This window comes from Embleya scabrispora, assembly GCF_002024165.1.
In the GTDB taxonomy this organism is placed as follows: domain Bacteria; phylum Actinomycetota; class Actinomycetes; order Streptomycetales; family Streptomycetaceae; genus Embleya; species Embleya scabrispora_A.
Window position 1 is genome coordinate 2669094 of the sequence record NZ_MWQN01000001.1, and the last position, 13945, is coordinate 2683038.

12 protein-coding genes are annotated in these 13945 nt (G+C 70.8%); 1 reads left to right on the forward strand and 11 read right to left on the reverse strand.

The window, feature by feature from the left end:
• Positions 1-55: 55 nt before the first annotated feature.
• The 3 genes from B4N89_RS11675 to B4N89_RS53730 are packed head-to-tail and all read right to left on the reverse strand — an operon-like array spanning position 56 to position 1978.
• Positions 56-325: a hypothetical protein gene (locus B4N89_RS11675; protein WP_078975794.1), complete on the reverse strand. Its 270-nt coding sequence runs from the start codon at positions 323-325 to the stop codon at positions 56-58.
• A gap of 19 nt (positions 326-344) precedes the next feature.
• Positions 345-899: a Uma2 family endonuclease gene (locus B4N89_RS11680; protein ID WP_161500694.1), complete on the reverse strand. Its 555-nt coding sequence runs from the start codon at positions 897-899 to the stop codon at positions 345-347.
• 29 nt (positions 900-928) lie between these two features.
• A complete protein-coding gene (locus B4N89_RS53730; protein ID WP_422652260.1) occupies positions 929-1978 on the reverse strand; it encodes a GtrA family protein in 1050 nt (349 codons plus the stop codon).
• A gap of 264 nt (positions 1979-2242) precedes the next feature.
• Between B4N89_RS53730 and B4N89_RS11695 the strand changes: the two genes are divergently transcribed.
• On the forward strand, positions 2243-2842 hold the full coding sequence (locus B4N89_RS11695) for a DUF6058 family natural product biosynthesis protein (protein WP_235618575.1): 600 nt from the start codon (positions 2243-2245) through the stop codon (positions 2840-2842).
• Positions 2843-2864: 22 nt separating this feature from the next.
• Here the strand turns inward: B4N89_RS11695 and B4N89_RS11700 are convergent, their stop codons facing one another.
• The 8 genes from B4N89_RS11700 to nuoL form a co-directional block, all read right to left on the reverse strand.
• Positions 2865-4268, reverse strand: coding sequence for a S8 family peptidase (locus tag B4N89_RS11700; RefSeq protein WP_161500695.1), 1404 nt, complete (start codon positions 4266-4268; stop codon positions 2865-2867).
• Positions 4269-4456: 188 nt separating this feature from the next.
• A complete protein-coding gene (locus B4N89_RS11705) occupies positions 4457-5386 on the reverse strand; it encodes an ABC transporter permease (protein ID WP_078975798.1) in 930 nt (309 codons plus the stop codon).
• Positions 5373-6326 carry an ABC transporter ATP-binding protein gene (locus B4N89_RS11710; protein WP_078975799.1) on the reverse strand — a complete coding sequence of 318 codons (954 nt, stop codon included), beginning with the start codon at positions 6324-6326 and terminating at the stop codon, positions 5373-5375. The genes B4N89_RS11705 and B4N89_RS11710 overlap by 14 nt, the downstream gene beginning before the upstream one ends.
• Positions 6323-7399, reverse strand: coding sequence for a LolA family protein (locus B4N89_RS11715; protein WP_235618576.1), 1077 nt, complete (start codon positions 7397-7399; stop codon positions 6323-6325). Before B4N89_RS11715 ends, B4N89_RS11710 begins: the two co-directional genes overlap by 4 nt.
• A 263-nt stretch (positions 7400-7662) precedes the next feature.
• Positions 7663-8673: a polyprenyl synthetase family protein gene (locus tag B4N89_RS11720; RefSeq protein WP_078975800.1), complete on the reverse strand. Its 1011-nt coding sequence runs from the start codon at positions 8671-8673 to the stop codon at positions 7663-7665.
• Between the two features lie 43 nt (positions 8674-8716).
• Positions 8717-10303: an NADH-quinone oxidoreductase subunit NuoN gene (gene nuoN / locus B4N89_RS11725; RefSeq protein ID WP_078975801.1), complete on the reverse strand. Its 1587-nt coding sequence runs from the start codon at positions 10301-10303 to the stop codon at positions 8717-8719.
• 2 nt (positions 10304-10305) lie between these two features.
• Positions 10306-11943, reverse strand: a complete 1638-nt coding sequence (locus B4N89_RS11730) for an NADH-quinone oxidoreductase subunit M (protein WP_078975802.1) — start codon at positions 11941-11943, stop codon at positions 10306-10308.
• Between the two features lie 64 nt (positions 11944-12007).
• A complete protein-coding gene (gene nuoL / locus B4N89_RS11735) occupies positions 12008-13906 on the reverse strand; it encodes an NADH-quinone oxidoreductase subunit L (protein ID WP_414646415.1) in 1899 nt (632 codons plus the stop codon).
• Positions 13907-13945 lie beyond the last annotated feature (39 nt).

Consider the following 13945-nt stretch of genomic DNA (forward strand, 5'->3'; position numbering starts at 1 on the left):
CGAGATCCTAGGGCCGGGCACCGAGCGGGATTCGCGACCCCGCTTCCATGTCGCCTCAGTCCACCGGCGAGTCGTCGGAGCGGACCGGAACGGCGTGGTACTCGACTTCGACATAGAACTGCCCGTTGGGCTTCTTCAGCCGCCGCACGGTGCGGTGTCCGGCGGCGCCCAGCTCACGCAGCGCCTTCTGCACCCGGTACGGCCCCTCGGGCATCACGTCGGCCACGTCCTTGCCGGTGAACTTGATCCCCTCCGGCACGGCCAACATGCAGGCAAGCACCCGACGGGCAAGCGGGCTGAGTTCGCTGTCGGCGTCGTCGGACACGGCATCCCACCCCCACGGCTCAGTCGACGATCGAAGCGGTGTCCAGGACGAAGCCGAAGGGATCCGGCACCGGCAGGAGTTTGCCGAAGCCGACCTCCACGCGCCCCGTGTAGTTGCCCTTCTCCGGCTCGGTGAAGAGCGTCAGCTTGGATTCGGAACGGTCGATCAGGAGATAAAGGGGGATCGCGGCTTCGGCATGGACCTGCCGCTTGGTGAACCGGTCCCGGCCGGGGACGGTGGAGGTCACCTCGACCACCAGGAGCACCCCGTCGGACGGCATCCAGGACTCCGCGCCACGCATGGCGCCGGACGCCGTCACGGTGATATCCGGAACGACACGATCCCCGGCCGGCGTCTGCACACCCTTGTTCATGGCGGCATCGAAACGATCGCCCACGTCGAAGCGCGCCAACTGCCTGGCCAGACGCCAGATGAGGGTCTCGTGATCGCCATCCGGCGGTGGTGACACCCGAGTCTCCCGGTCGATGAACTCCACGCGGTAGTCGTGCAGTCGCTCGGACAGGGCGAAGAACAACTGCAACGGATCCGGCATCGCGTCGTCGTCGGTTTCCACACCATGTGTGTGCACAGCTTCGACGGACATCACACCCGTTCCTCCTCTCCCCGAGGCAACTCCTTCAGCCTAGTTTCGGGGTCGGGTGCACAGTAGACCTTCCCGGGCCATTCACCCGTTCGGGCAGATGTGCTCTCGTCTAGGGTCGCGGTATGCGTGTACAGCTGCGTCAGATCGTCGTGGATGCCCGGGAGCCGCGGGTGTTGGTGCGGTTCTGGGCCGGGTTGCTCGGTGGGGAACCGGTCGATCGGGAGCGGGGCTGGTCGCATGTCGAGCCGCCCGGCGCGGCGCGGATGGCGTTCCAGCCGGTGCCGGAGGACAAGGCCGGGAAGAACCGGCTGCATCTGGACCTGGCCGTGGCCGACGTGGACGCGGCCGTGATGCTCGCGGTCTCGCTCGGGGCGACGCCGGTGGGCGAGACGGTCACCGACGAGCAGGGGTCGTTCCGGGTCATGCGCGATCCCGAGGGCAACGAGTTCTGCTTCGTCGACTGAGGTGGGGCCGACGTGAAAAGGCGACGGATCGGCTCGGACCGGGAGGCGGCGGGACACAGTCGCCGCTCCGGGTGAGCCGATCCGTCGCCGGTCGGGGTCGGATCCGCTCAGGCGGCGGTCACCACGGCCTCGCGGGCCAGTACCCGCTCCCGTCGGGCCGCCCCTGCGCGCGAAGATCACCAGGCGCATGAAGGCGAACCGGCCGATGCCCGCCAGACCGGAGGCGGACAGGTACACCGACTGCTCGACCAGTACGCCGGCGTGCGGCCGGATCGTGTGCAGCACCAGCATCGCGGCGGTGGTGAACAGGTAGCAGACCAGCACGGTCAGCGCCGCCTTGACGTGGTCGCTCCTTCCGGGCTTGTCCTGCCCGAAGGTGAAGCGGCTGTGCAGCTCGGTGGCGATCAGGGTGGAGCCCACGGTCACCAGCGCGTTGGCGGCGGCGAACGGCACGTGGCCGGAGAGCAGGACCAGCGTCGCGCTGCTCGCGAGGCCGACCCCGCCGCCGAAGACGACGAAGCGGACGAAGGAGGCGATCACTCCGGGGGTCCGGGTGGGGGCGGCGGTGCTGCTCGTGGTGTCCATGTCGAAGAGCATCCGGCGCATCGCCGGCAGCCCTCGCACAATCCGCTGACCGCCCCTGTCGGCGGCTGTCAGCCGGTGCCGGCGGCCGGCTTCGGGGCTCGGAGGCGGGTCTACCACGGGGGTTTTTCGGCCGGCGCCGAAGCGTGGCGCGGCTAGCGTGCCGGGTCGTGGTCGTTCGCCGGCGGGCCCGGTCCGGTTCCCGGGCCGAGGGTCGCCGGCCGCAAGCGGAGGTGGCGTGGGATGGGTGGCGGGAGTCGGGTTCACGTGGCGCCGACGGCCGCGCGGGCCGTGGCCGAGCGGTTTCGGGAGGTCAACGGTGACCATGCGATGACGCCGGCCGACGACGCGTACGTGAACCGGCAGTTCGTCGAGCTGACCGCGTTGTGCGCGGCGACCGGGCGGGATCCGGAACGGGTGCGCGCACTCGTCCTGGACCGGTGCCTGCCGCTGCCCTCCTACCTGCGCTCGGACGGGGCCGAGATGGTGCCGGCCGACCTGTTCGCGCTCGCCGACGCGGCCGGCGGCCCGGACCGGCTCCGGGCCTGGTTCGTCGGGCACTGGGCCGATCCGGTCGAGGGCGAGGAGGAGTGGGCCGGCTACCTCAGCGGGCAGTACGTCTGCCTGCGCTCCGTCTCCCCCACCACGATCCGGCGCAAGAGCGAACTGACGGCCGCGATCGACGCCGCCCTGGCCGCTCCCGCGCCGGACGATCCGGCCTGGCGTGCCGCACTCCACCGGTCGATCGACGACCTGGACGCCCTGGAGCCGGACTTCACCGCCTACGACCGCCTCCGCTTCGGCGGTCCGGTCTCCCGCGACACGTACATCACCGCACTTCGGGCCCGCCACCCGCGCATCCCCTGATCGGGGCCGCGCCGAGCCGGCCTCACGGTCCCGGCCGCACCGCCCGCAGCGCGTCGACCAGTCCGTGTCCGTGGAACGAGTCGACCTCCCCCGACGCGGTACACGACCCCGCGCACGGCAGCCGAACCGCGGTGGCGGCCAGCCGGGCCGCGATCGTGTCCGGGCCCCACTCCGGGTGCTCGGACACGACCAGCGCGGCCACCCCGCTCACCGCGGGCGCCGCCATCGAGGTGCCCTCCTTGCGGGCCCACCCGCCGTCGCGCGCTGTGGACAACACGCCCTCGCCGCCGGCCGAGCCGTTCCCGCCGGGCCCGGCCAGATCCACCACGCCCAGGCCGGTGTTCGAATAGCCGGCCCGCCGACCGTCCGCGCCGACCGCCGCGACCGTGACCACGCCCGGGAGTTCGGCGGGCGCCATCCGACACGCGTCGGTCACCGGGCGCGGCGGGACCGGCCGGCCCGCCGCGTCGTTCGGGCTGTACGGGTCCACCGTCTTGTGCGCGAGGTCGTAGCCGTCGTTGCCCGCCGCGGCGATCGACAACACGCCGCGCTCGGCCGCGTACGCCGCCGCCCGACGGATGCCCTCGTACGCCACCGCCTGGTCCTCGTCGTCCGGACACATCAGCCACCACGGGTCGTTGTAGTAGCTGTGGTTGGCGATCCGCAGCCCCCGCACGGCATGCTCGGCCAGCCACACGAACCCGCATACGCTCGCCTCGGCGTGGAACATCGTGTCCGCGTCGCCGACCCGCACCGCCGCGATCCGCACCCTCGGCGCCACCCCGACCACACCGGTGCCGTTGCGCGCCGCCGCGATCGTGCCCGCCACATGCGTCCCGTGGTCCGAGCGCGGCGCCCGCCACGCCGCGCCCTCGCGGATCGGCCGACCCGTCGAACAGTCCACCGACAACTCCGGATCGAAGTTCGGGGCCAGGTCGGGATGCCGGTCGTCCACCCCGGAGTCGACCACCGCGACCGCCACATCGGGGCTGCCCTCGGTGATCGCCTGCGCCTCGTACGCGTGCACCATGGCCAGGTTCCACTGCGCGGCCTCCGCCGGATCCTCCGTCGCGCCGCCGGCGCGTGCGGCCGGGCCGCCGTGCTCCGCGATCGGCACCGTCCGGGTGGCCCCCACCCGCGCCACGCCCGGCCGCCCCCGCACCGCCGCCGCGAAACCCGGCCCGCCGTGGGCCACGACCACCCCGATCCGCCCGTACGCCCCGACCACCGTGCCGCCCGCCCGCCGCACCGCCGACTCCACGAGCACCGTCCCGGCCGGCCCCGGCTCGCGGGTCAGCACCAGGAAGGAGTAGGTCGCCGCGGGCGCCTCGACCGACCTCCTCGGCGCCGCCGACACCACCCGCGTGGGCACCGTCCCGAGCAACACGACGCCGGCCGCCGACACCATCGCGATCGCCACACGCATCCTCATATCGGCCCACATGCACATGTACCACCCGAACCAACCCGGCATTCACCCGGACGAGTTGCCCACCCACCGGCATCGAACCGGCGCAGAACAGTCGGCATCGAGCCACCGGCACCGAACGCCGAAAGGCGCCGGGCGAGCCGGTCCCCCGGCCCACCCGGCGCCCGCCGGCGCGGCGCCCCGTCTCACGTGGTGATGTCGCGCTCGTTCAATCGGGCCCACGCCGCCGCGCCGAAGACCGCCGCGTACGCCGCCTGCATCCCGAGGTTGCGCAGGATTTCACCGGTCGGGATCGGAGTGCGCAGCAGATCCCCGAAGCTCATCCACGCGTCGGTGAACAACCACGGGTGCAGACCCGACAACTGCGGGATCCCGGTCAGGATCGCGGTCACGATCACCACGCCGACCGTGGTCGCCATCGCCGCCACCGGCACCGTGGTCAGCGTGGACACGAACAGCCCGATCGCGGCCAGGCCGACCAGCGAGGCGGCCACGCACAGCGCGATCAACACCGCTCGCCACGACGCCTCGACCATCGAGATCGAATCCCCGGTCAGCAGCGGCACGTCGCCCATCGGGAACAACGCGGCACCGACCGCCAGCGCGGACAGCGCGATGGTGAGCGTCGCGGCCAGACAGAACGTCAGCACGCCGGCGAACTTCACCAGCAGCAGCCGGGTCCGCCCGGCCGGCGCGACCAGCAGGTAGCGCAGCGTCCCGCCGTGCGCCTCCCCCGCGATCGAGTCGCCCGCGACCACGCCGACGGTCATCGGCAGGAAGAACGGCAACGCGGCGGCCAGCGACGCGAAAACCAGGAACAGCCCGTTGCCGGTGACCTGGTTCACGAAGTCCATCGTCCCGCCGTCGCCGCCGCCGCGCGAGGAATCCCCGTCGTGGAAGTAGCGCAGCGCGACCCCGAGCAGCACCGGCACCAGGGCCAAAAAGCCCAGCATCGCGGCCGTCCGCGGCCGCAGGAACACCAACCGCAGTTCGCTGCGCATCAGTCCGCGCAGGCGCGGCAGCCGTTCGGCGCCGAACGACTCGCTGTTCGCCGTCGAGTGCCCGAACGCGGGCGACAGAACACCCGTCTTGGGCAGTGCGTCAGTCGGTGACATCGAAGCCTTCCCCGGTCAGGGCGACGAACGCGTCCTCCAGGGACGGCCGCGCGAGGGTGAACGAGCGGACCCGGATGTCGGCGCGCACCAGTGCCGCGCAGACCTCGTCCGGCTCCAGCGGGGGCGGATCGGCCTCCACTCCGTCGTCGGTGGTGACCACGTCGGTCGCGCCGAGCCGCCGCAACACCACGACCGCCGCCTCCGCGTCGGGAGTCGTGACGAGCAGCCGGGCCCGGGTGCCGGCGCGCAACGATTCGACGGTGCCCTGGGTGATCAGCCGCCCGTGGCTCATCACCGCGACGTCCGTGCACACCTGCTCGATCTCGTCCAGCAGGTGCGAGGACAGGAACACCGTGGTGCCGTCCGCGGCCAACCCGCGGATAAGTGTGCGGATCTCGCGCATCCCCTGCGGGTCCAGGCCGTTGGTCGGCTCGTCCAGGACCAGCAGGTCGCGCGGGCGCAACAGCGCGGAGGCGATGCCGAGCCGCTGCTTCATGCCGAGCGAGTACGCCCGCGCCTTGCGGCCGGCCACCGCGGTCAGGCCGACCTTCGCCAACGCCGCGTCCACCCGGGCGCCGCGGGTCCGGGGGTCGGACGTGGGGTCGGCGGCGTCCAGCCGCTCCAGGTTCTGCCGACCGGTCAGGAAGCCGTAGTGGGCCGGGCCCTCGATCAGCGCGCCGACCCGGGGCAGGACCTGCCCGACGGCCCCCGGCATGGGGCCGTCGAGCAGGGTGACCGTGCCGCCGGTGGGCCGGATCAGCCCGAGCAGCATCCGGATGGTGGTGGTCTTGCCGGATCCGTTGGGCCCGAGGAACCCGAAGACGGAGCCGGCGGGGACGGTCAGGTCGAGGCCGTCCACGGCGAGCCGGTCCCGGCCGTAGCGCTTGGACAGCCCCTCGGTACGGATCGCCGCGGTCCCGACCGCCGTGGACGCGGTCATCGCTGCGCCGCGATCCGCTGGAGCGTGTCCGCGTCGACCGCGCCGGCGAAGACCCGGCCCGAGTCGGTGGTCAACACGTTCAGCAGCCGGGTGTTGATCAGCGTCCCCCCCGGCACCGGCTTCCCCAGCTTGCCGAGCAGCCCGGTGACGTCCTTGCCGGCCTTGCCGGCCTTGCCCTCGGCTCCGGCGGGCAGTTCGACCACGGTGGTCCAGCCCTCGCCGAACAGACCCGGGGCGGGCCGCTCACCGTTCGGCGTCACCGGTGCGGTGGGCTTCCCGGGCGCCGCCTCGTGCGCCGGAGCCTCGGTGACCCGGGCGCCGGCCGGCGGCTTGAAGTCGAACGTGCCGGCGGCCGGCTTGTCGTAGGAGACCTCCTCGAAACCGATGTCGACGGCCGGCTTGCCGCCCTTGACGGTGTCCACGGTGACCCGCAGCGGCACCCCGGTCTTCGCGTCCACGAACACCGTCGCGGCGGCGATCAGGCTGCCCTGGGCCCTGGGCGCGAAGCGCAGCTTGTACACGTCGTGCCCGGCGACCCGGGCGGTGCCGTCGACCCGGACGTCGGTGCTCGGGCCGACCAGGTCGAGCAGTTGGCGGGCCGCGTCCTGCGGGGTGGTCGGCACCAGCGACGCCACGTCGGGGCGCGTCGCGTCGACCGTGGCGTGCGTCACGGCGTGCGCGCGGCTGTCGTAGGTCCACACGTCGCGGCCGTTGTGCACGACGTTGTACTCGGACAGATCGGCCATGATGCCGATCCGCTGCCGGTCCGGGCCGTCCAGGGCCACCTGGAGCCTGTTGGTCCCCGAGAGCAGCGCCTGCGGGCCGCCGCCGCCCTTGCCCGGGACGGTCGGCAGGCCCAGGTCGGTGTCGATGCGGACGGTGCCGGTCAGCGCGTCGGCCCGAGCCGCGGCGACCTTGGCGACGAGTTGTTCGGCGGTGACGTCGGGCAGTGACGGTCGCCCGTCGTCGGCGAACGCGGCCGGTCCGATGGTGACCGCGCCGACGGTGGCGGCCGCGATCGCGGCCGGCACGGCGAAGCGCCACGGCACGGATCGGCGGGTGGTGCTGGTCATGACAGGTGCCCCCTGATGCGAGTGTCCAGTGCGACACATCAAGAGGACCATCGGAGTCACCCGCCCGGCGTCGCCCGTACGTCACCGGAAAACGTCACCCTCGGGGCGCCCCGCGCCCGAAAGCCTGGGACTTCAAGCTGACCCACAACACCTCGCACTACTCCCGGGGGAGCAGTCGGGGTGTAATCCGCAGCCGTACACCAAAACGCAACGGGTGGGCGGGCGGGCAAACCGAACAACCGATACGCACCCGCGGCACGCCCCTAAGCGCTGCGCTCCACCACGAGTTCGCACAAAGAAGACAAAGCCCGCTTGGCGCTGCAATCCGGCAGGGGAGCCAAAACCTCCCGAGCCTCCTCGGCATAACGCCGGGTATCCTCACGGGCCTTGGCAAGCGCCGGATGCCCGCGCAGAAGCGACAGCGCCTCCGCGTGCTCGTCGTCGTCCGTGATCGGCCCGTCGAGCAGTTCGAGCAGGTGCCGATCCGCCGCCGGGGACGCGCCCGCCACCCCCGCACGCAGGTGCAACACCGGCAGCGTCGGCACCCCTTCGCGCAGGTCGGTGCCCGGGGTCTTGCCCGACTCGGTCGCCTCGCTGGCGATGTCGAGTACGTCGTCGGCCAGTTGGAAGGCCACGCCGAACCGCTCGCCGTAGCGGGTCAGGATGTCCACCACGTGCTCGTCGGCGCCCGCGAACATCGCGCCGAACTGCCCCGAGGCGGCGATCAGCGAGCCGGTCTTGTCCGCCATCACCGACAGGTAGTGCTCGACCGGGTCGTCGCCCATCGCCGGGCCGACCGTCTCGCGGATCTGGCCGGTCACCAGTCGGGCGAACGCGCGGGCCTGGATCCGCACCGCCTCGTTGCCCAGGTCGGCGACGATCTCCGAGGCCCGGGCGAACAGGAAGTCGCCGGTCAGGATCGCCACCGAGTTGTCCCACCGGGAGTTCGCGCTGGGCGCCCCGCGCCGCAGCGGCGCCTCGTCCATCACGTCGTCGTGGTACAGCGTGGCCAGGTGCGTCAGTTCGCACACCACCGCCGCCGGCACCACGCCCGGGGCCTGCCAGTCGCCGAATTGGGCGGCGAGCAGCACCAGCAGGGGCCGGAACCGCTTGCCGCCCGCCTCGACGAGGTGTCGCGAGGTCTGCGTCAGGTAGGGGAACTCGCTCTTGGTGGCCGCCAGGAGCTCCTGCTCCACGGCGGCCATCCCCGCCCTGATGTCGGCGTCGAGAGTTTCGTCCGTGACGCTCAGCCCGAAGGGCCCCACGATCGCCATGACGGTTCTCTCCTGTCGATCACGCAGAGTCTCTGCGTCGTGCTCAATGGACGAACAAGGCTGCCTTGTCCGCGAGGTCCAGTACCGGCTGCGGGAGGATGCCAAGGACCACGGTAACGGCTACCCCGAGCGCGATGGCAGCGGTGGTCATCACGCTCGGTACGACGACCGTCGGACCGTCGGCCTTGGGCTCCGAGAAGAACATCAGCACGATGACCCGCACGTAGAAGAACGCGGCGATCGCGCTGCACAGCACACCGACCACCACGAGGCTGCCCGCACCGCCGCGCGCCGCCGCCTGGAAGACCGCGAACTTTCCGGCGAAACCGCTGGTCAGCGGGATGCCGGCAAAGGCGAGCAGGAACAGTGCGAACACTCCTGCGACCAGCGGGGAACGCCTGCCCAGGCCCGCCCAGTGGGACAGGTGCGTCGCCTCGCCGCGCGCGTCCCGTACCAGGGTGACCACCGCGAACGCACCCAGAGTGACGAATCCGTAGGCCACAAGGTAGAACATCGTGGACGACACGCCCGCGTCGTTCATCGCGATCATTCCGGTCAGGATGAAACCCGCGTGGGCGATCGACGAGTAGGCCAGCAGTCGCTTCACGTCGGTCTGGGTGATCGCGATGACCGCGCCCGCGACCATGGTCGCGATCGCGACGCCGATCATCACCGGCCGCCAGTCCCAGCGCATGCCGGGCAGCGCGACGTAGAAGAAGCGCATCATCGCGCCGAACGCCGCCACCTTGGTGGCCGCCGCCATGAACCCGGTGATCGGGGTCGGCGCGCCCTGGTACACATCCGGCGTCCAGGAGTGGAACGGCACCGCGCCGACCTTGAACAGCAGGCCGACCGCCACCATCGCGAGCCCGATCAGCAACAGCGCGTCGTTGTCCATCGCGCCGGCCGAGGCCACCCCGATCTTGTCCAGCGAGACGCTGCCCGAGTAGCCGTAGAGCATGGCCACGCCGAACAGGAAGAACGCCGAGGAGAACGCGCCGAGCAGGAAGTACTTGAGCGCGGCCTCCTGGGAGAGCAGCCGGTTGCGCCGGGCCAGCCCGCACAGCAGGTAGAGCGGCAGGGACAGGATCTCCAGCGCGACGAACATCATCAGCAGGTCGTTCGCCGCCGGAAAGAGCAGCATGCCCACCAGCGAGAACATGGCCAGCGGGTAGACCTCGGTCTGCGTCCACCCGGCCGCCGCGGCGTCCTTCTCCTGCTGCGAGCCGGGCGCGGCCGCGGCCTGCGGGGCGAACGCGTCGCCGCCGGCCGGTTCCAGCTTGCGCTCGCCGATCAGCAGCACCGAGGCGATGCCGATCAGCAGCAGCGTGCCCTGGAGGAACAGCGAGGGGCCGTCGACGGCGATCGCGCCCATCGCGGTGATGCTGCCCCGGTGGTCGTCCGGCAGGTCCCGGGCCAGCCACACGATCGCGCCGAACGCGGCGATCATGCCGACCAGGGCCACGGTGAGCTGGGCGCGGTAGCGGGCCGGTCGGGGCAGGAACGCCTCGATCAGCACGCCGACCACGGCCACGCCCGCGATGATCAGGACCGGCGAGAGCTTGCCGTACTCGATGGTGGGCGCGTCCACCTTCGTCACGGCGAGCGTTGCCGTTGCGGCGGTGCTCATGCTCACTTGGAGCCTCCAGTGGTGTGCGCCTCGGTGCCCGCGGCCTGTTCGATGGGCTTGGTGGGCGCCGGGTCCTTCTGCTCCACCCGGCTGAGCGTGTGGTCCACGGCCGGATTCACCGCGTCGAGCACCGGCTTCGGGTAGACGCCGAGCACGAGCAGGAACGCGATCAGCGGTACCACGACCGCCAGTTCGCGCGGCACCAGGTCGCGAAGCTTCTCGTTCCCGGGCCGGATCGGACCGGTCATCGTGCGTTGGTACAGGACGAGCACGTACAGGGCGGCGAGCACGATGCCCGTGGTGGCGAAGATCGCGGCCACCTTGTACTTCGTGAACGCGCCCACCAGCACCAGGAACTCGCTGACGAACGGGGCGAGTCCCGGCATCGACAGGGTCGCGAGTCCGGCCACCAGGAACGTGCCCGCGAGGATGGGGGCGACCTTTTGCACGCCGCCGAAGTCGGCGATCGTCTTGCTGCCGCGGCGCGAGATCAGGAAGCCCGCGATCAGCAGCAGGGCCGCGGTGGAGAAGCCGTGGTTGACCATGTACAGCGTCGCGCCCGACTGACCCTGACTGGTCATCACGAAGATGCCCAGGATGATGAAGCCGAAGTGCGAGATGGACGTGTACGCGATCAGTCGCTTGATGTCGGTCTGGCCGACCGCGAGCAGCGCGCCGTAGATGATCCCGATCACCGCGAGGGTGATCACCGCCGGGGCGAAGTACTTCGACGCGTCCGGGAAGATCTCCAGGCAGAACCGGAGCATCGCGAACGTGCCGACCTTGTCCACCATCGCGGTCACCAGGACCGCGACACCGGGGGTGGCCTCGGTCATGGTGTCCGGCAGCCAGGTGTGGAACGGCCACAGCGGGGCCTTGATCGCGAACGCGAACATGAAGCCCAGGAACAGCGCCTTCTCCGCGGTCGGGTCGATGTCGAGCTGACCGGTGGCGACCGCCTGCGAGATCTTCACGAAGTCGAAGGTGCCGTGCCCGTCGACGCCGATGCCCTGGTTGGCGGTGGCCACGTACAGGCCCACCACCGCGGCCAGCATGACCAGGCCGCCGAGCAGGTTGTACAGCAGGAACTTGACCGCCGCGTAGGAGCGTTGCGCGCCGCCGAAGCCGCCGATCAGGAAGTACATCGGGATCAGCATGGCTTCGAAGAAGACGTAGAACATGAACACGTCGGTGGCCGCGAAGGACACCACGACCATCGCCTCGACCAGCAGCATCAGCGCGAAGAACGCGTGCGTGCCGCGCGGCGCGGGCCGGCCCGTGCCCGCCGTGCCGTCGGCGCCCACCGGCGCCTCGTCCGCGTCGTGCCACGAGGCCAGGATCAGCAGCGGCATCAGCACCGCGGTGAGCAGGATCAGCACCAGGCCGATCCCGTCCACGCCCAGCGACCAGCGCACCCCGAACGAGGAGATCCAGCTGTAGCTCTCGGTGATCTGGAAACGTCCGCCGTCGTTGTCGAACCTGGTCGCCACCACCACGGCGACGGCCAGCGTGAGCAGGCTGAACAGCAGCGCCACGTTCTTGGCGAGCCTGCGTTTGCCGGCCGGTACGGCGGCGACGCACAGGCCGCCGACGAACGGCAGCGCCGCGAGCGTCGTCAGCCAGGGAAAGTGGCCGTTCATCGAAGTCCCTCCGCCTGGACGCCTACCGTGTGGGCGATCCGAATTCGGGTCGGCATCGTCGTCATCACGCCATCCGAGCCATCAGCGTGCAGGCCACGACCAGCAGCGTGCCGCCGAACATGGACAGCGCGTACGTGCGGACGAATCCGGTCTGTACCCGGCGCACCCGCGCCGAGGTGCCGCCGACGAAGGCCGCGAGGCCGCCGACGAATCCGTCCACGCCCTTGTTGTCGAACCACACGAGCAGGCGGGTCAGATACTGCCCGGGCCGCATGACCAGGCCCTCGTTGATCGCGTCCTGGTACAGGTCGCGGCGGGCCGCCGCGGTGACCGGGCTCGCCGCCGGCGCCACCGAGGGCACCTCGCGGCGGGCGTACTGGAGGTAGGCGACCGCCGTGCCCAGCGCGACCATCGCGATCGCCATGCCGGTCACCGCCCACTCGCTCATCGGCAGGTCGCCGTGCGAGAAGCCGGTGACGGGGGTCAGCCACTTCACGAACGAGTCGTTCAGCGCGAACAGGCCGCCGGCGAACACCGATCCGAAGGCGAGCAGGATCATCGGACCGGTCATCGAGACCGGCGACTCGTGCGGGTGCGGCTCGTGCCAGTCGGCCGGGGCGCCCGCGGGCGCCTCCTTCCAGCGTTCCTTGCCGAAGAACGTCATCAGCATCACGCGCGTCATGTAGTACGCGGTGAGTCCGGCCGCCAGCAGGGTGACCGCGCCCAGGATCCAGCCGGAGGTGCCGCCCTTGGCGAACGCCGCCTCGATGATCTTGTCCTTGGAGAAGAACCCGGACAGCAGCGGGAATCCGATGATCGCCAGATAGCCGAGGCCGAAGGTGACGAAGGTGATCGGCATGTACTTGCGCAGGCCGCCGTAGCGGCGCATGTCCACCTCGTCGTTCATGCCGTGCATGACCGAGCCCGCGCCGAGGAACAGCCCGGCCTTGAAGAAGCCGTGCGTGACCAGGTGCATGATCGCGAACGCGTAGCCGATCGGACCCAGGCCGGCGGCCAGGATCATGTAGCCGATCTGGCTCATCGTGGAGGCGGCCAGCGCCTTCTTGATGTCGTCCTTCGCGCAACCCACGATCGCCCCGAACAGCACGGTGATCGCGCCCACGATGGTGACCGCGAGTTGGGCGTCGGGCGAGGCGTTGAAGATCTCCGCCGAGCGGGTGATCAGGTACACGCCGGCGGTGACCATGGTCGCCGCGTGGATCAGCGCGGAGACCGGGGTCGGACCCTCCATCGCGTCGCCGAGCCAGGCCTGGAGCGGGAATTGCGCCGACTTGCCGCAGGCGGCAAGGAGCAGCATCAGGCCGATCGCGGTCATCGTGCCGTCGCTCGCACTCGCGCTGCCGCCGAGCACGTCCGCGAAGGAGAAGGTGCCGAACGTGGTGAACATCAGGAAGATCGCCACGGCCAGACCGAAGTCGCCGACGCGGTTCATGATGAACGCCTTCTTGGCGGCGGTCGCGGCGCTCGGCTTGTGCTGCCAGAACCCGATCAGCAGGTAGGAGGCGAGCCCGACGCCCTCCCAACCGACGTACAGCAGGAGGTAGTTGTTCGCCAGCACCAGCAGCAGCATCGCCGCGACGAACAGGTTCAGGTAGGCGAAGAAGCGCCGACGGTTCTCGTCGTGCGCCATGTAGCCGATCGAGTAGATGTGGATCAGCGAGCCCACACCGGTGATCAGCAGCACGAACACCATGGACAACTGGTCCAGGTGCAGGCCGATGTCGGCCTGGAACTCGTTGACCGGCGCCCAGGTCCACAGGTGCTGGTCCACCGAGCGACCGGTGCCGGACTTGTCGAGCATGGTCACGAACATCAGCACACCGACCACGAACGACCCGAGGGCGAGCGCGGTGGCGAGGATGTGTCCGAAGGGGTTGGTCCGCTTGCCGCCGACCAGCAGCAACACCGCGCCGAGCAACGGCAGTCCGACGACCAGCCACAGCGCCGAGAAGGCACCGGAGGCGGCCGTGGAGTGCAGCCC

What these genes read in the sequence shown, in the direction of transcription:
- B4N89_RS53730 (WP_422652260.1), bottom strand. Translation starts at nt 1,978, where the DNA reads ATGGACACCACGAGCAGCACCGCCGCCCCCACCCGGACCCCCGGAGTG.
- B4N89_RS11700 (WP_161500695.1), bottom strand. Translation starts at nt 4,268, where the DNA reads ATGCGTGTGGCGATCGCGATGGTGTCGGCGGCCGGCGTCGTGTTGCTC.
- B4N89_RS11705 (WP_078975798.1), bottom strand. Translation starts at nt 5,386, where the DNA reads ATGTCACCGACTGACGCACTGCCCAAGACGGGTGTTCTGTCGCCCGCG.
- B4N89_RS11710 (WP_078975799.1), bottom strand. Translation starts at nt 6,326, where the DNA reads ATGACCGCGTCCACGGCGGTCGGGACCGCGGCGATCCGTACCGAGGGG.
- B4N89_RS11715 (WP_235618576.1), bottom strand. Translation starts at nt 7,399, where the DNA reads ATGACCAGCACCACCCGCCGATCCGTGCCGTGGCGCTTCGCCGTGCCG.
- B4N89_RS11720 (WP_078975800.1), bottom strand. Translation starts at nt 8,673, where the DNA reads ATGGCGATCGTGGGGCCCTTCGGGCTGAGCGTCACGGACGAAACTCTC.
- nuoN (WP_078975801.1), bottom strand. Translation starts at nt 10,303, where the DNA reads ATGAGCACCGCCGCAACGGCAACGCTCGCCGTGACGAAGGTGGACGCG.
- B4N89_RS11730 (WP_078975802.1), bottom strand. Translation starts at nt 11,943, where the DNA reads ATGAACGGCCACTTTCCCTGGCTGACGACGCTCGCGGCGCTGCCGTTC.